Origin of the sequence: Idiomarina sp. UBA4520 (assembly GCF_002388365.1) — a bacterium.
GTDB classification, from domain to species: domain Bacteria; phylum Pseudomonadota; class Gammaproteobacteria; order Enterobacterales; family Alteromonadaceae; genus Idiomarina; species Idiomarina zobellii.
The window spans coordinates 115,688-137,262 of the sequence record NZ_DGMK01000004.1 but is presented as its reverse complement, the minus strand read 5'-3'; the positions used below and the strand labels follow the sequence as shown (position 1 = coordinate 137,262).

Annotated in this window: 20 protein-coding genes and 1 other RNA gene; 16 read left to right on the top strand and 5 right to left on the bottom strand. The window is 48.9% G+C overall.

The window, feature by feature from the left end; genetic code table 11:
• Window positions 1-31: 31 nt before the first annotated feature.
• Together sspA and B3850_RS01995 are read left to right on the top strand one after the other, a co-directional pair.
• Window positions 32-655 (top strand): stringent starvation protein SspA, encoded by a 624-nt coding sequence (sspA, locus tag B3850_RS02000; protein ID WP_053953051.1) that lies wholly within the window; start codon window positions 32-34, stop codon window positions 653-655.
• Window positions 656-692: 37 nt separating this feature from the next.
• Entirely contained in the window at window positions 693-1,124 is a 432-nt protein-coding gene (locus tag B3850_RS01995; protein WP_053953246.1) for a ClpXP protease specificity-enhancing factor, read from the top strand.
• A gap of 14 nt (window positions 1,125-1,138) precedes the next feature.
• On the opposite strand, the gene dolP is transcribed toward B3850_RS01995, so the two are convergent.
• From dolP to B3850_RS01975, 4 genes are read right to left on the bottom strand one after another with little or no spacing between them, the layout of a single operon-like run.
• Window positions 1,139-1,717: a division/outer membrane stress-associated lipid-binding lipoprotein gene (gene dolP / locus B3850_RS01990; protein ID WP_235443954.1), complete on the bottom strand. Its 579-nt coding sequence runs from the start codon at window positions 1,715-1,717 to the stop codon at window positions 1,139-1,141.
• 1 nt (window position 1,718) lies between these two features.
• Window positions 1,719-2,261, bottom strand: coding sequence for an SIS domain-containing protein (locus tag B3850_RS01985; RefSeq protein ID WP_235443953.1), 543 nt, complete (start codon window positions 2,259-2,261; stop codon window positions 1,719-1,721).
• A gap of 2 nt (window positions 2,262-2,263) precedes the next feature.
• A complete protein-coding gene (locus B3850_RS01980; protein ID WP_053953050.1) occupies window positions 2,264-2,614 on the bottom strand; it encodes a YraN family protein in 351 nt (116 codons plus the stop codon).
• A complete protein-coding gene (locus tag B3850_RS01975) occupies window positions 2,592-4,457 on the bottom strand; it encodes a penicillin-binding protein activator (protein ID WP_053953049.1) in 1,866 nt (621 codons plus the stop codon). The genes B3850_RS01980 and B3850_RS01975 overlap by 23 nt, the downstream gene beginning before the upstream one ends.
• 76 nt (window positions 4,458-4,533) lie before the next feature.
• On the opposite strand from B3850_RS01975, the gene rsmI reads away from it, so the two are divergent.
• Window positions 4,534-5,385 (top strand): 16S rRNA (cytidine(1402)-2'-O)-methyltransferase, encoded by an 852-nt coding sequence (gene rsmI / locus B3850_RS01970; RefSeq protein ID WP_053953243.1) that lies wholly within the window; start codon window positions 4,534-4,536, stop codon window positions 5,383-5,385.
• A 35-nt stretch (window positions 5,386-5,420) separates the two neighbouring features.
• Window positions 5,421-5,770, top strand: an RNA gene (gene rnpB / locus B3850_RS01965) — RNase P RNA component class A.
• A 5-nt stretch (window positions 5,771-5,775) separates the two neighbouring features.
• Here rnpB and B3850_RS01960 read toward each other — a convergent pair.
• Window positions 5,776-7,917 (bottom strand): putative bifunctional diguanylate cyclase/phosphodiesterase, encoded by a 2,142-nt coding sequence (locus B3850_RS01960; RefSeq protein ID WP_286911305.1) that lies wholly within the window; start codon window positions 7,915-7,917, stop codon window positions 5,776-5,778.
• A 222-nt stretch (window positions 7,918-8,139) separates the two neighbouring features.
• On the opposite strand from B3850_RS01960, the gene mraZ reads away from it, so the two are divergent.
• Genes mraZ through B3850_RS01900 form a run of 12 tightly spaced genes read left to right on the top strand, consistent with a single transcriptional unit; the run spans window position 8,140 to window position 21,573 of the window.
• The gene (gene mraZ / locus B3850_RS01955; RefSeq protein ID WP_053953047.1) at window positions 8,140-8,598 is read left to right on the top strand and encodes a division/cell wall cluster transcriptional repressor MraZ; all 459 of its coding nucleotides are present in this window, start codon (window positions 8,140-8,142) and stop codon (window positions 8,596-8,598) included.
• On the top strand, window positions 8,598-9,545 hold the full coding sequence (rsmH, locus tag B3850_RS01950; protein WP_286874192.1) for a 16S rRNA (cytosine(1402)-N(4))-methyltransferase RsmH: 948 nt from the start codon (window positions 8,598-8,600) through the stop codon (window positions 9,543-9,545). The genes mraZ and rsmH overlap by 1 nt, the downstream gene beginning before the upstream one ends.
• The gene (gene ftsL, locus B3850_RS01945) at window positions 9,538-9,852 is read left to right on the top strand and encodes a cell division protein FtsL (protein ID WP_053953045.1); all 315 of its coding nucleotides are present in this window, start codon (window positions 9,538-9,540) and stop codon (window positions 9,850-9,852) included. Before rsmH ends, ftsL begins: the two co-directional genes overlap by 8 nt.
• Window positions 9,846-11,579 (top strand): peptidoglycan D,D-transpeptidase FtsI family protein, encoded by a 1,734-nt coding sequence (locus tag B3850_RS01940; protein ID WP_053953044.1) that lies wholly within the window; start codon window positions 9,846-9,848, stop codon window positions 11,577-11,579. The genes ftsL and B3850_RS01940 overlap by 7 nt, the downstream gene beginning before the upstream one ends.
• The gene (murE, locus tag B3850_RS01935) at window positions 11,576-13,042 is read left to right on the top strand and encodes a UDP-N-acetylmuramoyl-L-alanyl-D-glutamate--2,6-diaminopimelate ligase (protein WP_286911304.1); all 1,467 of its coding nucleotides are present in this window, start codon (window positions 11,576-11,578) and stop codon (window positions 13,040-13,042) included. The genes B3850_RS01940 and murE overlap by 4 nt, the downstream gene beginning before the upstream one ends.
• Window positions 13,039-14,442, top strand: coding sequence for a UDP-N-acetylmuramoyl-tripeptide--D-alanyl-D-alanine ligase (locus B3850_RS01930; RefSeq protein WP_286874201.1), 1,404 nt, complete (start codon window positions 13,039-13,041; stop codon window positions 14,440-14,442). The genes murE and B3850_RS01930 overlap by 4 nt, the downstream gene beginning before the upstream one ends.
• A complete protein-coding gene (mraY, locus tag B3850_RS01925; protein ID WP_053953041.1) occupies window positions 14,436-15,518 on the top strand; it encodes a phospho-N-acetylmuramoyl-pentapeptide-transferase in 1,083 nt (360 codons plus the stop codon). Before B3850_RS01930 ends, mraY begins: the two co-directional genes overlap by 7 nt.
• Window positions 15,519-15,523: 5 nt before the next feature.
• Window positions 15,524-16,900 (top strand): UDP-N-acetylmuramoyl-L-alanine--D-glutamate ligase, encoded by a 1,377-nt coding sequence (gene murD, locus B3850_RS01920; RefSeq protein WP_286874204.1) that lies wholly within the window; start codon window positions 15,524-15,526, stop codon window positions 16,898-16,900.
• Window positions 16,884-18,110, top strand: a complete 1,227-nt coding sequence (gene ftsW / locus B3850_RS01915; RefSeq protein WP_273267251.1) for a cell division protein FtsW — start codon at window positions 16,884-16,886, stop codon at window positions 18,108-18,110. The genes murD and ftsW overlap by 17 nt, the downstream gene beginning before the upstream one ends.
• Complete coding sequence (gene murG, locus B3850_RS01910; RefSeq protein WP_286911302.1) at window positions 18,107-19,195, top strand: undecaprenyldiphospho-muramoylpentapeptide beta-N-acetylglucosaminyltransferase; 1,089 nt, start codon at window positions 18,107-18,109, stop codon at window positions 19,193-19,195. The genes ftsW and murG overlap by 4 nt, the downstream gene beginning before the upstream one ends.
• Complete coding sequence (gene murC, locus B3850_RS01905; RefSeq protein WP_286874207.1) at window positions 19,188-20,654, top strand: UDP-N-acetylmuramate--L-alanine ligase; 1,467 nt, start codon at window positions 19,188-19,190, stop codon at window positions 20,652-20,654. Before murG ends, murC begins: the two co-directional genes overlap by 8 nt.
• Window positions 20,644-21,573: a D-alanine--D-alanine ligase gene (locus tag B3850_RS01900; RefSeq protein ID WP_286874209.1), complete on the top strand. Its 930-nt coding sequence runs from the start codon at window positions 20,644-20,646 to the stop codon at window positions 21,571-21,573. Before murC ends, B3850_RS01900 begins: the two co-directional genes overlap by 11 nt.
• Window positions 21,574-21,575 lie beyond the last annotated feature (2 nt).

The window sequence follows — 21,575 nt, the reverse complement described above, 5'->3', positions numbered from 1 at the left end:
CTTTTGCCGTTGATATTATCTGGAGAAAGGAATGGCTGTAACAGCAAATAAACGCTCAGTAATGACGTTATATTCAGGAAAAGATGATTTAAAAAGTCATCAGGTGCGTTTGGTTTTAGCTGAAAAAGGTGTCGGTGTTGAAATCACATTCGTGACGGAAGACTACACCCCGGAAGATCTATTGCAGCTTAACCCTTATCCTGAAGCGGCACCAACGCTTGTTGACCGTGACTTAGTGCTATATAACGCACAAATCATCATGGAGTATTTGGATGAGCGTTTCCCACATCCGCCGCTTATGCCTGTTTATCCTGTCGCACGAGGCACTAGCCGCTTAATGATGTACCGTATCGAGAGAGATTGGTACTCGTTGGCAGATAAAATTGCCAAAGGCGACGCACAAGCGAAACAGGAATTGAAAGAAGGCATTCTCTCTTTGGCGCCTGTTTTTGCCGACGCGCCTTATTTCATGAGTGAAGAGTTTAGCTTGGTTGATTGCTACCTGGCACCGCTACTTTGGCGTTTACCAGCTTATGGTATTGAGTTAGACGGTCAGGGCGCAAAAGAGATTAAGCAATATATGGTTCGTTTATTCGAACGGAAGACTTTCCAGGACTCGTTAACCGAAGCTGAAAGAGAACTTGCACGCGGCTAATTAATGCCTAATCGCTTCAAAGGTGGAGGAAGTAATGATGACACCTAAACGTCCCTATTTACTGCGAGCACTCTATGAGTGGATCGTTGACAACGAGCTCACTCCTCATTTGGTGGTTGATGCAACCATAGTAGGTACCGTCGTCCCTCAGAACTTTGTCAGCGATGGCCAGATTGTTCTCAACATATCACCATCGGCTGTACAAGGGCTGCAGTTAGCCGACGCTGAAGTCAGGTTTAATGCTCGCTTTGGTGGCAAACCAATGCAGGTTGTTGTTCCTATGACAGCTGCATTGGCTATTTATGCTCGTGAAAATGGTGCTGGAGCCATGTTCGAAGCGGAACCAGAGCTTGATAAGATGCCTGACCTTGATGATGAAGCCGAAGAGTCAAACAGTGCTTCAAAAGAGGGCGGTGAGAGCACTTCAGATAAGCCGAAAAAACGCGGCCATCTTAAAGTCGTCAAATAGTGTAAGCTAAGGCATTAACCTTTAATCGTTAATGCCTTGATGACTCTCTCGACACCGTCAACATTTCTGGCAATGTCGATAGCCGCATTTGCTTGTTGTTGAGTGACATTTCCTAACAAGAAAACTTCACCATTTTCTGTAACTACTTTAATGCTAGTAGCTGGCACAGCATCATTGCTGGCGAATTTAAGTTTTATCTTGCTGGTTATCCAGCTGTCCCCAGCTAAAACCCCTGGGCTAGCCTTAGAGCCAATACGGATCTGATTAAATATATTATTAATGCCATTGGTATCGCGAATAGTGTCTTCTGCGAGGCGCTTTAGCGCTTCTGTTGGAGCTTGTCCTATAAGAAGCACATTGTTGTTGTAGCTAACTGCAATGACGCGAGCTTCGTTAAGCTTTTTCTGATTGCCTAATTTGGCGTTAGCTTTCATTTCAATGGTTTGATCATCGATTTGCGTGCCGATAGTGCGAGGGTCGCTGGCGGAGCTAACGCCCACGGCAGCAGCTCCCACTGCTACGGCCGCACAGCCCTGAAGAAACGCTAAACAAAGCGCTGTTACAATGAGAATATGACGACTTTGGTTCATCATTTTAATGCTCCTCAGGAAAAATAGTCGATTCAATTTGCTCGCACAGGCTGTGCAGTATAAATAATTGTGTTTCCAGCACTCGGGCTGCATTTAAACTGGGCACTCGCAATTCAACGTCATTTGGCCCCAGCAAGCCCGACACTAGCTCATTTCCTTCACTGGTCAGTGCGATAATAATCATTTCCCGGCTAATTGCGCTTTCCATTACACCCGTCAGTTGATCGGAGTCTCTATCCGCAATAACGAGCAAGATATCGCCGGACTGGCCGAGTGCCGCAAGCTGTTTTTTGGGGCTCGATGTCAGACTTATTACCGGAAAAGGCGGACGCTCTAATTTCATGCCTTCCGTCATTAGGTGGACAAAATGACCAGCCAGTGAGCTACTTGTGTCCGTTCCGGAAATAAAAACACGCTGACCGTTCAGAAGATGTCCAACGAGTAGCTCAACGGTTGCCAGCATGTCTTCAGAGAGGCTTTCGACAGCCGATATTTGGGTTTGAATGCTCTGTGTAAAAAGCGCTTTAATAGACTCGTCAGTCATCATTATTAAAAGGCGTCCTTAATCCATTCTATGTTAAGCGAACCTCCGCTAATGCCAATAACATCAAATCTTATTGCTGCGGTATGTTCATCTATATTATGAGTCATTAAATAATGGCGCGCAGTATAGCGAATTCTACGACATTGTTGGGGCGTTATTTGTTCCAGTATTGACGCAAACTTTTCATTTGCACGATACTTTACTTCTACAAATATCCAAACGTCTTTATCTCTGGCTATTAGGTCGACCTCTCCACCGTCAATACGATAATTCCGCTCGACAATGCTAATCTGATGCTTGGCCAGAAACTCGGACGCTATGGACTCCGCTTTATTACCGGTTGTTTTTTCCTGCATTGGGCTGCTCCTCTAGCACGGTGATACTCCCGTTTTTAAATGCAGCCCATTGTAACTGTCTATTCACGACTTGGTTTTCTACACTCAGAACGCCACTTAAACCTTTCCAGTGTGTTCCTGGCATACGTTGCATTATGGGTAAACGTTGTAACAAGTCGACGCTATCGTAACCCATAGCGGCTAAACGAGCTTGTGAGAGCTCCCACCCTGAACGAGCGTCAAGCCATTGGTTTAGCAAAACATTTTGGCCGCCGTTCTGGACTAACCAAGGTGTTTCAGAAAATATAAGACCGTTGAGATCGTTGTCGCCAAGTTGATTCGTAAGCTCGTGTGCAGACGAGGTTCCATAAACAGGAATACGTTCAGCAAAAGGTGAAATGCTGACATCAATAAAGGGTTTTAACAGACGAACTTGTTGGAGGTTTCCGGGCAAATAAATACCACTTATATCACGTCGGCTACGCTCTTGCTCATCAACGATGATTTTGCCTGCAGCAATTTTTACTGCCCGAATTCGCTCTTTACTGCCCACGAGTCCCAGCGATGCTTCCACCGCCGACTTCATGTCGTCCCTTTGGCTGAATAAGCTCACCGAAGGCTCGTTAATACCTGACCAGCTTTCTTTATAGCGCTCAACCATGCGTTGCGAACCAGGGGTATTCGCTGCCAAAACCAGCGGACGCTTCGTTCGGCTCGATGCAGAGCTCATAAACTCAGACGCTTGCTCTGCTTCTGTTTCAGGGTTTAGCGCAAAGAAAATGGAGTGGCTATTTGCCGTCGCCTCTGAGGTATCTGCATCAATTTGGTTAAGAAAGACCTGAGGAGTATTTAAACTTGTCTGTCGAACCCATTCGGTAACAGAGCCTTTTAACAGAGGACCAATAACTCCCGCTGGCTTTAACTCTTCTAGCTTGGACTGCTGTTCTTCGAAGCTTAGCTGGTGAGTATCGATAAAAACCAGCTCATAGCTCTTGGTTTCACTAACTTTGGCAATAATGCCGTCACGCACCGCTAGACCCTGCGCTTCGTATTGACCGGATAATGGCAGTAAAACAGCAATGATTGTATTTGTACTTTTGTCGACTTCATTGCTTTGGCTATCGGAGCTAACCCAGGAGTTGACGCGTTCACGCGCAGGGTGATTCGGAAAACTGTTTTGCCAATTGTCTAACAACGCTGAAAAAGCGCTTGGTGACGTCATTGCCTGATGATGGTTATCGATTAGGCGCCACCAACCGGCTAAAACGAGATCTCTAGGGCGTTCCGCTGGCAACTGCGATTGTGTCACCTGACTGGCTGTTTGCCATAATGCATTAGGCGATGGTTCGTCGGAGTAGCGTTGAGCTTCTACTTGCCACGCCAGTGCCTGCCAATACTGATGCCGTTCTCCAGCAGCAAAGGCAAGTAATTCCAGAGTTAGGCGTTTATATTCTTTTTGAGTGAACTGCTCAGGTAGCCCTTCTAGCGTTTTGTAAACTTGAGGCCACTGTTGATTGTGTGCATACCAACGGCCTTTGGCCAGTCGGAAATAACGGTTAGCGTCATTAGTCAGCTGGTTTTTGTCCAGGCGCGCAAGTATCGCTGCCGATTTCTGCCATTCTTTCTCGTCCTGAAGAGTCAGCGCCGCCTGCACTAATGCTGAGTTCTTGGCGATATCATTGGGGGCCTGCCATGCTTCTTCCAGCCAGTCAGCAGAGCTTTTTGCGTCTTCTAAATCGAGCGTCTGCTGCTGAACATCCGGTCGCTCTTGTGGCGTTTGGGTGCGTTTTGGCACTGACGTACATTGTGTCAGAGCAAAGCAGGCAATAATGGCGATAAAAACAAAACGATACGCTTTAAACACAGTAAGATTCCGCATTGACGACTATTCGGTGATACTATAAACCGCATTGAACATGGACACAAACGAAGGCGCTTTTATGTCGGAACCAGGCACCCTTTATATAGTACCTACGCCAATTGGAAACCTCTCGGATATTACCGAACGAGCACTCACGGTGTTTAAGGAAGTGGACGCAATTGCAGCGGAAGACACACGTCATACTCGTAAATTACTGGAACATTATGGCGTACAGGTTCCTGTCTTTGCATTTCACGATCACAATGAAAAAGCAAAAGCTGAACAACTGATTGAGCGGGTGATAAATGGTGAGTCGATAGCTTTGGTTTCTGATGCGGGCACGCCGTTAATTAGTGATCCGGGCTATGCGCTGGTAAGTTTGTGTCGGAAACAAAATGTGAAAGTCACTTCGTTGCCAGGAGCTTGTGCGCTGACAGTGGCGCTTTCAGGGGCTGGTTTGCCGACCGACAGTTTTCAATTCGAGGGTTTTTTACCGTCTAAGCCGGCACAACGTCGAGCAAAGCTGGAGAGCTTGGTGAACACACCGCGTACTTTAGTGTTTTATGAAAGCCCACACCGAATACTGCACACTCTGGAAGCGATGGCGGATATTTTCGAGGACGAGCGGCAAGTGGTGTTAGCGCGCGAGCTTACCAAACAATTCGAGACTTATTTAACAGGCTCGGCTGGGGAGCTCATAACACGCTTAAACGAGGATCCAAACCAGCAGCGCGGAGAAATGGTTCTGTTGGTTGAGCCGTTTCAGGCACCTAAGGACACCTCTGGTCCAGGTGAAGATGCGAAACGCACGTTGCAAATACTGCTTGAAGAACTGCCTTTGAAAAAAGCCGCGGCGTTAAGTGCGAAGCTTCATGGTGAGCGAAAAAATGAATTGTACCAGTGGGCGTTAAGTCAGAAAAACAACGATTGAGTTAGTGCGCCACACAGCGTAGAATCCGTCGCCGGAGAGTTGGCCAGACAATCGCTGCCTGTTTACAGGGGGAGGAAAGTCCGGGCTCCATAGGGCAGGGTGCCAGATAACGTCTGGGCGGCGTAAGCCGACGACTAGTGCAACAGAGAGCAAACCGCCGATGGCTGCTTGCAGCACAGGTAAGGGTGAAAGGGTGCGGTAAGAGCGCACCGCGCGGCTGGTAACAGTTCGCGGCACGGTAAACTCCACCCGGAGCAAGGTCAAATAGGGGTTCATTGGCGCGGCCCGCGTTGAACCCGGGTAGACTGCTTGAGGATCAGGGCAACCTGATCACTAGATGAATGATTGTCCACGACAGAACCCGGCTTATCGGCCGACTCTCCCCTTATTTTAAAATTGCCACTGTTTTAAGAAACGTGTGAGCTCTTCAATACCCAGGCCGGGACTAATGTAGTAGCCCTGTGCAAAGTCGCATTTCTGGTGTTGGAGAAACTCCCATTGCTCTTTGTTTTCAACGCCTTCGGCAATCACATCAATATCTAATGCGCGGGCCACTCGCAGCAATGCCTCAGTCAAGGCAACTTGTATTCTATCGCCAGGTGCGTGGTTCAGAAAGCTCCGATCAATTTTCAGGTAATCAACCGGGTAACGCTGAAGGTAATTGATACTGGAGTAGCCAGTCCCAAAGTCATCAATCGCAATTTTAACGCCGTTTGAACGCAAGTAATGCAGAATGTGAATCTGTCGCTGTTTATTGCTCATTAGCAGTGACTCAGTAATTTCAAAGGTCACTTTGTCCGCCGGTAACTGGTGCTGACTAATACATTCAAGCCATTGTTTGGCGGCATTTAAATCATTAAGCTCCCGTTCGGAGCGGTTAATGGACAAGCCTATATGAATGTCGTTGCTCTGCAGTAAATTCCAATCAGCGCAGGCTTGCTCTAAAACAAACTGACCAAGTTCGTGTATTAAACCGGTACTTTCGGCAACCGGGATAAATTCCGCAGGGGATATGACATTACCGTTGTCGTCTGTCCATCGCAGCAGAGCTTCACACTTTTCAACTTTGCCGTTACCAAAATTAACGATAGGCTGATACACCAAACGAAACTCACGGTTTTTCAACCCTGCTCGCATACGGTTATGTATTGAGCTCTGGTGCTCCGAACGCCTGCGAAGCTCTTCATTGAAGAAGTAGTGCGTGCGTCGCCCAGCTTCTTTCGCTGCATACATCGCCAAATCGGCATTTTTAAGTAACTGCTCGGTAGTCAGGCCATCGTCTGGGTAAAGTGCAACGCCGATACTGCATGAGGTTTGCACTTGGCTATGACTTAACGCAAAGGGTTTATTCAACGCGTTATTTAGTTTCAGAGCTAATTGGTCAATAACGTCTTTTGATTTCAGCCGGTTAATGACAACAACAAACTCGTCGCCGCCTAAACGAGCGATAAAGTCCTCCGCTCTAAGCTCTTTTCTTAAACGTGAGCCCGCCACCTTTAATAACTCATCACCAGAGTCATGCCCGAGGCTGTCATTCACCTCTTTGAAGTGATCTAAGTCGATAAATAGAATTGCGAAATGATTGTATTTAGCCGCTTTGCCCGTTAAACGGTTGAGGTGTCTAATAAAGGAGCGTCGATTATGCAACTGTGTGAGTGAGTCAAAGCTGGCTTGTTCATCAATAATGGTAAGGGCTTTGCGCAGTCGCATTTGCGTATAAAAAAGGTAATACATAAAGGCATTCATTAAGGCTGCCAATATGAGACCAAAAACGACAATGCTCCAGTAGACGAAACCTTTGGGGACCCAATTTCCATCAACCGGCGCTGTTGCCAGTAGCCACTGCCCAGCGGAAAGTGAGACGTCGCTAGAGACATGATCTTTCTTCCAAACAGACGGATCGCCGAATTGAAATTCCCGGTCGCCGACCGTATTGAGTTTAGCTAATGCTGTTGCGTAAACTCCTTGTTCAGAGCTTAAGCCACTGTTAGCCATAAGCTCATCAATTTGAATAACAACTGCAATGACACCCCATAAGTCGTTTTCTAAAACAACGGGCGCTCGCGCAATTAAAGCTAAACCGCCTTGTACTAACTCGACGGGGCCATCTATAACAACGTCGCCGTTTGTAATGGCCTTTTGTACGCCCTCAAGCTGGGCTTGCGATTCTCTGTAATGAAAACCAAGAGCTTGTTCGTTCCCCTTCAATGGGTGCACAAATTGAATAACCAGGTCAGGTGCTAAGGCAACATGGCGGATGGGGACATCTTGGGTGATTAACTCGGTCATCAACGCGTTAAACCGAGCATTAGAAATATTGGGAGACAGTTTAATTTCAGCTCGCAAAGCGCGCACAGTGACTAAGGAGGAATTCAGTTGTCCCTCTAACGCAGCACGCAATTTGCCAAGGCGCTCGGTTGCTGTGCGCTTTCGGGCTTCTACGGTTTGAGCGTGTTGGTTTTCGGCAAACCAAATAACACCGGTACAGGCAACAGCAAAGCTAAAAATAATGAAAAGCCAAAAACGCTTCATGCGCGAATTTACCTCAAATGTGACTCTCCTGAGTATTACACAAATTAATCCCAGGCTCTAACACTGCTATTTCATACGTTTCTTCAATAGCTTAGTTGTTATCGGCCAGAAACCCTGACAAATAGAACGGTTTTTTTCTTGACAGTGGGAAACAGTGGAACCTAGACTGTAACATTGTGGGGATTTGTGGATAATAGTGGATCTTAATGATCAGGTGGGATCATGTTCCGAGGAGCAACAACACTCAGTCTTGACAGCAAAGGGCGCTTAGCAATCCCAGCTAAGTATCGCCAAGCCTTGTCTTTAGACTGTGAAGGGAAAATGGTATGCACGATTGATATTAAACAACCGTGCCTGTTGTTGTACCCGCTTCCCGAGTGGCAAATCATTGAGCAGAAACTCACCCGTTTATCGAGTATGAACCCCGCAGAACGCCGCTTGCAGCGGTTGTTACTCGGTCATGCAGACGACTGCGAAATGGATAAAAACGGTCGTTTACTGATATCAGCACCTTTAAGACAACATGCAGGGCTCGAGAAGAAGCTTATGTTGGTTGGTCAGCTGAACAAATTTGAACTGTGGGATGAAGACGCTTGGCATGACCAAGTGGCTCAGGATATGGACGTTGAGCGCGAGGGCGACTTCACCCTAAACGAAAGACTGGAAGACTTCTCTCTATAATGATAACAACGTCACCGCAACACGTTTCGGTGCTACTGGAAGAGTCCATCAACGCTTTAGTGACTGATACAGCAGGCACCTATATTGACGCCACATTTGGACGTGGTGGTCATACGCGTGCGTTGTTAGAAAAGCTAGGCAATGACGCTCAGGTTATTGCGTTAGACCAAGACCCACAAGCTATTGAAGCCGCTAAAACACTGCAAGACGACCCACGTTTTGACATTATCCACACTCCTTTCTCAAACCTGCAACAGGTACTTGAACAGCGGCAATTAACCGGAAAAGTTACCGGTATTTTATTCGACCTTGGCGTGTCGTCCCCACAACTCGATGATGCCGAGAGAGGTTTTAGCTTCATGCGCGACGGACCACTCGATATGAGAATGGATACCACGCGCGGTGAAACAGCCGCCGAATGGCTGAACCGAGCTGAAAAAGATGAGATAAGCTGGGTACTTAAAGAATACGGCGAAGAGCGTTTTGCGCGAAAAATTGCCAGCGCCATTGTCATGGATCGCGAGAAAGAGCCGTTCGTGCGCACGAAACAACTGGCGGATATGATTGCCCGTGTCAGCCCGGTAAAAGAAAAGCATAAGCACCCGGCAACGCGGACATTTCAGGCTATTCGAATTCATGTCAACAAAGAGCTGGAACAAATAGAGCAGGCGCTTGAAGCCTCTCTAGCGGCCCTAAAGCAAGACGGACGTCTAGTCGTTATTAGTTTCCATAGCCTGGAAGACCGATTGGTTAAACGTTTTATTCGCAAACACAGCGAAGGCAAGCATGTACCAGCCGGGTTACCTGTTACTGATGCCGAGATAAATAAAGACAAGTCATTAGAAAAAGTGGGTAAAGCCATAAAACCAGGCAAACACGAAGTCTCACTAAACCCTCGGGCACGCAGTTCAGTGCTGCGTATAGCAAGGAGGGTCTACCATGACTAAACAACGCTATCCCAGCTTAACCAAAATGGTGCTGCAAGATTTAGTGCAGCATAAGTGGGTTGTGCTACTGGGCGTGGTGGTCGTTTTTAACGCACTAAGCATTGTTTATGTGGCTCACTTGAACCGTCAGCTGACAGCTGAACGTGATGATCTGTTGTCTTACCGCGACACGCTTGACCGCGAGTGGCGACATTTAGTGATTGAGCAGAATGCACTGACAGAGCACAGCCGGGTTGAACGTATTGCTCAACAGCAGCTTGGAATGCGTGACGTAACATCCGAAACGGAGGTTATGGTCTCATGGTAATGGCTAAGCGTAAAAAGCGGACTGAGCCGGCTGGTACTCGCTGGCGCTTTTACATTGCAGTGACCGTGCTGTTCGGTGTTTTCTCCGTTCTGGTTGCGCGTGCAGCTTATATACAAGTTGTTAGCCCTGAACGCTTCTCCTTGCAAGGCGACATGCGTAGTTTACGCTCTGATAGCTTGCCAGTGCAGCGAGGCAGTATTGTCGACCGTCACGGCCGCGAGCTTGCTGTTAGCGTCCCGGTAGAAACTGTCTGGGCTGACCCTAAACGTATTGATGAACATAATGCGTTGGCAGATAACCGGCGCTGGCAGGCATTGGCAGAAACCTTTCGAATGAACCGCGAAGCCTTGGTTGATAAAGTCGATGATCCAAGCAAACGCTTTGTTTATTTGCAGCGAAAAGTCACACCGTCGGAAGCGGATTACGTCAAGCAGCTAAAAATTCCGGGCGTTTATTTAAAAACAGAGTCTCGCCGTTATTACCCAACCGGTGAAATTGCTGCCCATTTAGTGGGTCTGACAAATATTGATGGTGAGGGTCAGGAAGGACTCGAGTTACTGTATGACGAACACTTGACCGGACAACCGGGCAAGCGAGTTTACCGCAAGGACGCGCAAGGGCGGGTTGTTGAGGAAATTAGCCAGACAGAGGCGCAACAACCAAAACAATTAACCTTGAGTATCGATCAGCGGATTCAGGCGACTGCCTATACAGAGCTTAAAAAAGCCGTGCGCTACAACCAGGCAACGTCTGGCTCCGCTATTGTACTCGATGTTGATACTGGTGAAATCCTGGCAATGGTCAACAGCCCGTCCTTTAACCCTAACAATCGTGCCGATTTGCAGTCATTCAGAATGCGAAATCGGGCGATTACCGACAGCTACGAGCCAGGCTCGACGGTCAAGCCTTTGGTGGTGCTGAGTGCGCTGGAAAACGGCCGTCATAAAGCCGGTGACATTATTGATACAAGTCCGGGCTGGATGCGCTTGGGCGGACGCCGCGTGAGTGACCCGCGTAACCGCGGAGAGCTTACCCTGACAGAGGTCCTTAAACACTCGTCGAATGTTGGTGTGACGAAAATGGCGCTGGACTTAGGTGTCGACTCGTTACTACAAACCTACGCGGATGCTGGCTTTGGTAGTGATACCGGAGTTGCCTTACTGGGTGAGGGGATGGGGCTGTTGAGCGATCGGCGTCGTTGGTCTGAGTTTGAAATAGCCACATTGTCCTATGGTTATGGCTTGTCTGTTACGACCCTACAGCTAGCTAAAGCTTACAGTATTATAGCCTCCGGTGGTGTGAAGCGACCGCTGACCATATTCCGTCAAGAATCACCGCTACCAGGCGAGCAAGTCTTTAATCCTGATAATACGCTTGCCGTCATGCACATGATGGAAGAAGTTGTTCGTGACGGCACTGCAAAACAGGCTCAGGTACCGGGATACCGAATTGCCGGGAAAACCGGTACCACTCGGAAAACGAAAGCAACGGGTGGTTATGGTGATGAATATGTCGCGTTGTTTGCCGGCATTGCGCCAGTGAGCAACCCAGAAGTAGTGGTTGTTGTGACAATAAACGAGCCGGGAACGGATGACTATTACGGTGGCACCGCAGCTGCCCCTGTATTCTCAAATATCGTCGCGCAAACCATGCGCTTGTTGAACGTGCCGCCGGACAACCCGGATGACACAGAAATTCGCGCAGCGGGCTTTGGAGGTCAGCAATGAAAATGCTTTCTGAACTTCTAAATATGTTGCCTGCATCATTAAATATTCCAGATGTGACCGTCTCGGGCGTAAAACTGGATAGCCGTCAGGTCGCTAACGGTGATTTATTCATTGCAATACCCGGGTACGAAACCGATGGTCGTGCTTATATCGACGCGGCTATCGACCAGGGCGCTGTTGCGGTGATTGCTGAGTCTCCGGGCTTAGCGGTAGAGCAGCGGCGAGGTGCCGTTGTTATCGGCTTTAGTGGGGTTCGTGAGCATCTGTCTGAAATTGCCGGAAACTTCTTCGAGCACCCGTCAAAAGGTATGACCGTTATCGGCGTTACCGGTACTAACGGCAAAACATCAGTCACTCATATTATTGCGCAACTTGCTCAACGCTTGGGTAAGGAGTCTGCCGTTATTGGCACAACAGGAAGCGGCTTAATTGGGCGGCTGTTACCAGAGCGTCATACCACACCAGATGCGGTTACTATTCAACAACGGCTGGCTACGTTGAAAGCGGAAGGTGCTGAGTTGGTGGCTATGGAAGTGTCATCGCATGCGTTAGTGCAGCGCCGGGTAGACGCCCTTCAATTTGCGGCTGTCGCTATTACCAATATTAGTCGTGACCACCTGGATTACCACGGTACGATGGACAATTATGTTGCTGCAAAGCAACGCCTATTTACGGACTTTGGTGTTCAACACCGAATTGTAAATGCCGATGATGCGGTATTGGCGAACTGGTACAAAGAGCATGGTGCCGAGCTTTGGGTGACATTAAACGACGCATCGTTAGAGCCAAGTTTAAAAGCGTCAGGGCTGCAATTCCATGAAGAGGGTTCGGCATTCGAGTTGAGCTGGCAAGGTCAGTCTTACGCAATAGAAACGCCGCTATTAGGGCGTTTCAATATCTACAACGTGTTAACTGCGATAGCGACGTTGCTTTCTCTTGGGTACAAGCTAAGTGGCTTAGCCAATGCCTGCAAACAGTTAATGCCAGTGCCGGGGCGTATGGAGGCCTTCCACAATCAGCATTCGCCCTTAGTGGTTGTCGATTATGCTCACACGCCGGACGCTTTGGACCAAGTGCTAAGAGCGCTACGACTGCATTGCAAAGGTAAACTATGGTGTGTGTTTGGGTGTGGCGGAGACAGAGACCGGGGCAAACGCCCGCAAATGGGGAAAGTCGCGGCAGACTCAGCCGATGTTGTCGTTGTTACCGACGACAACCCGCGTACTGAACCCAGTGAACAGATTATTGATGACATTCTTGCCGGCATTGCTGAAAAGGACAAAGTAAAAGTATGGCCGGGGCGCCGGGAAGCGGTGATCCGGGCCATGCAAGAAGCTCAGCAGGATGATGTCGTACTTTTGGCTGGCAAGGGGCATGAAGATTATCAAGTAATAGGCACACAACGTGTTGATTACAACGAACGAGCGGTTGTCAGCGACTGGCTGCAAGGAGACTGCGCATGATTTCTGTAACCTTAGCCTGGATAGCAGAGAAAGTCGGTGGACGTCTTGTCGGTGAAGACAAAACCATCAGTAAGGTATCAACGGATACGCGTGACGACTTAACCGGGGCGCTATTTATTGCGTTAAAAGGACCTAATTTCGATGCGCATCGATTTACCGAGAAAGCCCGAAAAGGCGGTGCTGAAGCCTTGCTTGTTGAGAAGCCGCAACAAACCGAATTAAGCCAAATTGTCGTTGAAAATACGCGCTATGCACTGGGGCTGCTCGGTGCGGCAGTGAAAGCAGAAGTGGCTCCGAAAACCGTTGCTATTACCGGTAGTAACGGAAAAACCACCGTTAAAGAAATGCTGTCTTCCATTCTGTCGCTTAAGGACAGTACTCTGGCGACGGCCGGTAATTTCAATAATGACATTGGCGTGCCGCTGACATTGTTACGCCTAGAAAGACAACATAAATACGCGGTTATTGAGTTAGGTGCGAATCACCCTGGGGAGATTGGCTACACCACTAACTTAACTAAGCCTGACGTAGCAATACTGAATAATGTCAGCGCTGCGCATGTTGAAGGTTTTGGCAGTGTGCACGGTGTTGCGCGCGCTAAAACTGAGATTTTCCGTGGTCTGGGGAGCCAGGGAGTGGCGATTACCCCACTTGAGTCTAATTACAGTTCGAGCTGGGAGTCAGTGTGTGCTAATTACCACTGGCAGACGTTTGGTTTGTCCGAGCAAGCCGATGTGTATGCCACAGGCATTCAACTCAACGATGAAGGCCACCCAACCTTTACTTTGCATATTGACGGCCAAGCCGAGGCTGTGACTTTACAGTTAAGTGGCCGCCACAATGTACTTAATGCGCTGTCAGCTTCGGCTGCGGCTTATCAGCTAGGCGTCTCTCTGGCTGACATTATTAGTGGCTTAGAGCGGGTAACACCTGCTAAAGGTCGCCTAACCACCATCAAGGTTAGTGAGCACTTACGCATTATTGACGACACCTATAATGCGAGTGTTGCCTCAACGAAAGCCGCGCTGGATTTACTGGGCAGCTATAGCGGTTACCGAATTTTTGTTTTGGGCGACATGGGAGAGCTTGGGGCTGATGCCCGCGCTTATCATGAAGAAATAGGCGAGCATGCTATAGGTACGGGCATTGATAATTTATACAGCCTGGGTGTACTCAGCCAAAGCGCCAGTGAAGTGTTTAATGGTCACGGAGGCAAGCATTTCAGTCAACTGGATGCCCTAGTGCAGGCGATTTTACAAAGACTTACAGAACAACAGAGTAAGCAGCCGGTCACAGTGCTGATTAAAGGCTCACGGTCTGCGCACATGGAGCGCGTCGTAGCAGCGTTGCAAAGCGCTGTAGCGAGCCACAGCAGTATAGGGGATAAACACGCATGTTAGTTTGGTTGGCTGAGTACCTAATGCAATTTGAAAGCGCGTTTAACGTGTTTTCTTACCTAACGTTGAGGGCAATATTAAGCATCTTAACGGCATTGGTACTATCGCTCTGGTTAGGTCCAACATTAATTCGTCGTCTACAGCTTCTGCAAATTGGGCAGACCGTAAGAGACGACGGCCCGCAAAGTCATTTAAGTAAGAGCGGAACCCCAACCATGGGGGGAGTCTTAATTTTGGCGGCAGTGCTTGGCTCTTCATTACTCTGGGCTGACTTAGAAAACCGTTATGTCTGGGTCGTGCTGTTGGTCATAACAGGTTTTGGCATTATTGGCTTTATCGACGACTACCGTAAAGTGGTGCGTAAAGATCCAAAAGGCCTCATTGCCAAGTGGAAGTACTTCTGGCAATCCGTTATTGCCAGTGCAGCGGCGGTATACCTGTATTGGAGCAGCACCATGGGGGCTGAAACTGCGCTACTGGTACCGTTCTTTAAAGATGTCATGCCGCAGCTGGGCATGCTTTACATTCTTATGGCCTACTTTGTCATGGTGGGAACCAGTAATGCGGTGAACTTAACCGATGGCCTGGACGGTTTGGCCATTATGCCGACCGTTATGGTGGCAGCGGCGCTAGGTATTTTTGCTTACGCCTCCGGTAATGTGAACTTCGCCGATTACTTACAAATTCCTTATTTACCACTAACCGCAGAATTACTGGTTGTTTGTGCCGCTATTGTGGGAGCCGGTCTTGGCTTCCTTTGGTTTAACACCTATCCGGCACTGGTATTTATGGGCGATGTTGGCTCGCTGGCGCTTGGAGCTGCACTTGGCATCATTGCCATTCTGGTTCGTCAGGAGCTGGTGCTGTTCATTATGGGTGGTGTGTTCGTCATGGAAACCGTGTCGGTCATGCTTCAGGTTGGCTCATACAAGCTTAGAGGCAAACGAGTCTTCCGTATGGCACCTATTCACCACCATTACGAGCTAAAAGGGTGGCCAGAGCCACGAGTTATCGTGCGCTTTTGGATATTGTCTTTAATTTTCGTGCTAATTGGTTTAGCGACACTGAAACTTCGGTAATAACAATGACAACGATAAACTGGCAGAAAATAAAACACATCATGGTGCTTGGTCTGGGTAAGACCGGGGTATCGGTTGTGCGTTTTCTGGCTAACAAGCCGTCGTTAATTGCTGATGTGAGAGTATTTGATTCGCGAGAAAACCCACCGGGTCTTGAAGACGCGAAAGTGATAATGCCACGCGCTGAGTTCAACACTCGCCGCTGGGAAATAGAGGATACGTTAGCCGCCGACTTGATTATCACAAGCCCCGGTATCGATTTACGTGAAGAGCCGCTGACGCTAGCTCGCGATGCGGGTATACCCGTCGTTGGGGATATTGAAATTTTTGCTCAAAATGTCGATTTTCCACTGGTGGCTGTGACCGGTTCAAACGGTAAGTCGACAGTAACCCGACTGGTCGAGTTTATTGGTCAGCAGGTCGGAAAGAATGTGGTTGCTGCGGGAAATATTGGTTTACCTGTGTTAGACCTGCTGCAGCTGGATAACAAGCCTGACGCTGTCGTGCTTGAGTTATCGAGTTTTCAGCTGGAGCTAACAGAAAAGTTAAAACTGAAAGCCGCAGTATTGCTGAATATTAGCGCTGATCACCTCGACCGTTATAATGCGCTTGAGGATTATATTGCTGCTAAGCAGCGTATATTTAATAACGCAGATACCTGGGTGTTGAACCGTCAGCAACAGGATACCTGGCCTCACCCTATCACCGGTAAAGTAGTGAGCGTTGGCAAAGACGCTCATCCCAATGATTTCGGCTTGCTAGGCGGCAATGTTGATAAATCAAGCGGTCCCGTTGCCATTACTTATGCCGGGGAAGTGGTTCTGCGGGCAGATCAGCTGCAGTTACAGGGTGTTCATAACTTATTGAACGCCCAAGCTGCACTGGGACTGGCTGTGTCGCTCGGCATTTCAATAGAAGATGCAGTAGAAGCAGCTAAAAACTTCACCGGTTTAGAGCACCGTTGCCAGTTAGTGAGTCAGGAATCGGGCGTGTTATGGGTAAATGACTCAAAAGCCACCAATATTGGTGCAACCGCTGCGGCGGTAGAGGGGCTGCGACCGGCAATTACCGGTAGATTACTCCTCATTGCAGGTGGCGACGGCAAAGGTGCGGACTTTAAAGAGTTAGCAGAGACTTTAGATAAAGTCGACATACTGCTGACAATAGGTAAAGACGGTCCGAAAATTGGCAAGCTGTTTAATGGCTCAAGACAGGTTAACAGCCTGGAGCAGGCCGTAGCACTTGCTAAGTCACTGGTGCAGCCCGGAGACATGGTATTGTTATCGCCAGCGTGTGCAAGTTTTGATCAGTTCGATAACTTCGAGCATCGTGGTGACGTATTCTGTCAAGCGGTGGAGGCAGCCAATGGCAACAGTGCGTGAAGAACAATTAGCGCTTGAAATGCCAGCCGCCAAAGCACCGCGCTGGCAGCAACTGGTTGAGTGGTTTAAACCGTCAACCAGTCAGGCTCTTTACGACCGCGTGCTGCTGACGGTGTCACTCGCATTGTTAGCCTTTGGATTTATTATGGTGTCTTCAGCGTCATTACCAACGGCTGACCGGTTGACTGGAAACCCATTTCACTTTGCAATTCGGCATGGCATTTATATTGTTATCAGCTTATTGGTAATGCTGGCGTCCTTGCGGATTCCTACCACGTTATGGAATGAACATAGCGGTAAGCTCTTGTTGGTTGGATTGGCCATGTTGCTGGTTGTTCTAGTTGTTGGGCATGAAGTGAACGGCTCGCAGCGTTGGATAAAAGTCGGCCCCATTACCGTGCAAGTAGCGGAAATGGCTAAGTTGTTTTTCTACGTGTACATGGCCAGTTATCTGGCGCGTCGTGAAGACGAAGTCCGGGAAGCTATTAAAGGTTTCATCAAACCTTTGGCCTTGTTGTTTATCGCAGCGGTATTGCTGCTGATGCAGCCCGACTTTGGAACCGTCGTTGTGTTGTCAGCGACGACTGTTGCCATGCTTTTTCTGGCAGGAGCTAAACTTTGGCAGTTTTTCGCGGTATTCATTACTTGTGTGCTGGCAATGATACTGCTGATTATTGTTGAGCCTTATCGAATGCAGCGCTTTTTGACCTTCCTTGAGCCCGAGAAAGACCCATTTGGCGCAGGGTACCAGCTAATGCAGTCACTTATCGCCTTTGGGCAGGGACAATTTAGCGGTGCGGGTTTAGGGAATAGCATCCAAAAATTGCAGTATCTGCCGGAGGCTCACACCGACTTTATTATGGCTGTTGTTGCCGAAGAGCTTGGCTTTGTAGGCGTGATGGGCGTAATAGCAGTTGTATTAATGTTGGTTTGGCGCGCTTTAATTATCGGGCGCCGCTGCCTAATGGTCGACCAGCGCTACGGCGGGTATTTGGCCTATGGCATTGGCGTTTGGTTCAGTATCCAGGCCTTTGTGAATATCGGTGTGGCATCTGGTGCGTTGCCGACAAAAGGCTTAACGCTGCCATTAGTAAGTTACGGTGGTACTAGCTTGGTTGTGTCAGCACTGGCTATCGGATTATTGCTGCGTATTGATCATGAGCGCCGAATGAGCGGTCGCAAAGTTGCTCCGCGCGGAGGTGCTGAATGAACCGTGCACTGATTGCGGCGGCTGGTACTGGCGGCCATATTTTCCCAGCACTGGCCGTGGCTGAAACCTTACGAAATGACGGCTGGCAGGTTGACTGGCTGGGAACTCGGGAAGGGCGTCTTGAGTCCAGAGTTATTCCGGCCGCAGGCTTTAGTTTGCATAGCATCAGCATGACCGGAGTTCGCGGACACGGGTTATTGCGCAAATTGAAGATGCCGCTGGTGCTAGCGAAAGCTGTCCTGCAATGTCGTCGGCTGTTAAAGCAGTTACAGCCGAACGTTGTTGTGACCTTTGGCGGTTATGTCTGCGCCCCGATGGGCATTGCCGCAAAAATGATGGGCATTCCACTGTTAGTGCATGAACAGAATGCAGTACCGGGTATGACAACCCGCTTACTGGCGCCTCGGGCAACCAATGTATTTTTAGGTTTGCCGGTGGCGACGCCTCAATGGCGCCGATACTCGGTGGTTGGCAACCCGCTGCGTCAGGCTTTTACTGAGGTTGTAAAAACGCATCAGGAAGATAAGAGCATTGCAGGGCCTATAACGATATTAGTTGTCGGCGGAAGCCTGGGCGCAAAAGTGTTGAATGAGCAAGTGCCACAAGCGGTTCAGCAGTTAGCGGATGTAGAGCTCAATGTGGTTCACCAATGTGGTCAGGGTAACGAAGCCAGCACTAAAGCAGCGTATGCCGGGGCTGAAGCCATAAGCTCGCTTGCCGTACATGAATTTATTGACGATATGGCATCGGAATTTGCCAAGGCGGATCTAGTGATTTGTCGTGCTGGCGCTTTAACTGTGTCGGAGCTAGCAGCCGTTGGTGTCGCTTCTATTTTGGTGCCACTGCCGCATGCAGTGGATGATCATCAAACAGCGAATGCAAAGGTTTTGGAAAGTTGTGGTGCGGCACTATTAATGCCGCAAAAAGAGTTAGAAAATGGGGCTTTAGCCATCCACTTAAAACGTTTATTGCATGACAGGCAACAACTGTGGACAATGGCGCGTTTCGCCCGCGAGCGTGGGATGCCAGAGGCGACCCAACGCTTAGCGAATGAATGTAAAAGATTTGAGAAGAGCGATGACTAGCATGACCGCAACAAAAGCACAGCCCTTTACCATAGTGAATGTACCTGAAATGCGTCGGGTGCAGCGCATTCACTTTGTCGGTATCGGTGGCGCCGGCATGGCCGGAATAGCAGAAGTGTTGCTGAATCAAGGCTATCAAATATCGGGCTCTGATATTGCTGAAAATGCCAATACGGAACGCCTAAGAGAGCTAGGCGCGACTATTGTGTTAGGTCACATGGCGAACAATATCGAAGGTGCCAGCGTGGTTGTGGTTTCAAGCGCTATAAAGCAGGACAATGCTGAATTATTAGCGGCACATGAGTTGCGGGTCCCCGTTGTGCGTAGGGCGGAAATGCTGGCCGAATTAATGCGCTTTCGACATGGAATTGCGGTGGCAGGAACCCATGGTAAAACCACCACCACTTCATTGGTGGCGAGTATTTTTGCCGAAGCCGAGAGAGATCCAACTTTCGTTATTGGTGGCTTGCTGAATAGCGCAGGTTCCAATGCTCGTCTGGGCAGCAGCAAGTATTTAATTGCAGAAGCGGATGAGAGCGATGCCTCCTTCCTTCATTTGCAGCCTATGGTCGCAATAGTGACGAATATTGAAGCGGACCACATGGACACCTATGAAGGTGACTTTAATAAGTTGCTGGATACTTATGTGGAGTTTCTGCACAACCTACCGTTTTACGGATTAGCAGTTATGTGTGCTGATGATGACGTTGTGTCAGAGCTTATTCCACGGGTTGGGCGTCAGGCAATAACCTACGGCTTTAGTGAATCGGCTGATGTGCGTGCCGTTGACTATGAACAAACAGCAAGTCAAAGCTGCTTTACCATCTTACGTAAAGACCGGGAGCCGTTCCGTGTCTGCCTGAATATGCCAGGGAAACATAACGCACTGAATGCACTGGCGGCTGTGGCCGTTGCAACGGATGAAGGTATAGACGACGAGTCTATTAAACGAGCCCTGACAAAATTTGAAGGTATTGGCCGTCGCTTCCAGCATTATGGAAACTTCCCCGTACCTTCTGACTCGGCGCAAGAGGGTGAAGTCATGTTGGTGGACGACTATGGACACCACCCGTCGGAGGTCGCTGCGACGATAAAAGCCGCACGCGAAGGTTGGCCTGAAAAGCGTCTGGTCATGGTGTTTCAGCCGCACCGTTATTCGCGCACCCGGGACTTGTATGAAGACTTCGTCAATGTGTTGTCGCAGGTCGATGTATTGATAATGCTGGAAGTATATAGCGCAGGTGAAGCAGTCGTTTCCGGTGCAGACAGTCGTTCACTGTGCCGATCAATTCGTCAGCGCGGGCAAATTGATCCGGTTTTTGTGGGTTCGCCGGAAGAAGTACCACAAGTGTTGAAATCGGTACTGGCGGGGAACGACTTATTACTGACCCAGGGAGCCGGTAATGTCGGCGCTCTGGCGAAACAAATAGCTTCAGAGGTATTGAATAATGACGCCTGAGGCCTTCGGAAAAGTCGCGGTTATGCTTGGCGGTTATTCTGCCGAGCGTGAAGTGTCGCTTAAGTCCGGAATGGCGGTGTTAAAGGCGTTAGTGGCTAAAGGTATTGATGCACATGCATTTGACCCGGCAGCCCATGACTTACATGAGTTAATGGAAGAGCGTTACGAGCGAGTGTTTATTGCTTTGCATGGTCGCGGAGGTGAAGACGGCAGTATGCAGGGCGCACTGGAAGTGCTGGAAATGCCCTACACCGGCAGTGGTGTTTTAGGCTGTGCCTTAGCAATGGATAAGGTGCGTTGCAAACAGATTTGGCACGCACTACAGCTCCCGACAGCACCATGGCGGGTGGTTCGGGCGTCGGAACTCGACCAGGTAGACAGCGAAATCTTATTAGAAGAGCTCGGTGGACGGGTTATTGTTAAACCAGCAAGGGAAGGCTCATCAATAGGTATGAGTATTGCTGATACTGCTGAGCGTTTAACCTCGGCGTTAAAACATGCCGTTCAATTTGATGAACAAGTTTTAGTCGAAAAGTGGATAAAAGGTAAAGAATACACCATTGCTTTGTTGGATAATAACGCGTTGCCGGTTATTCGTCTGGAAACACCGCATGAGTTTTATGATTTTGAAGCAAAGTACCAGGCAAACGACACCCTGTATCATTGTCCGTCCGGTTTAGACAATGACGATGAAGCCTACCTAAAAAACTTGGCTGAAGACGCTTTTAAAGCGGTTGATGGTAAAGGGTGGGGACGCATTGATGTCATGCGATCGAGCGATGGGCATTGGTATTTTTTAGAAGCGAATACAGTACCGGGCATGACAGAAAAAAGCCTGGTGCCAATGGCAGCGAAAGCATCAGGTATTGATTTTGGTGAGCTGGTGCAGCGCATATTGGCGCAGACGCTGGAGCAGTAGAT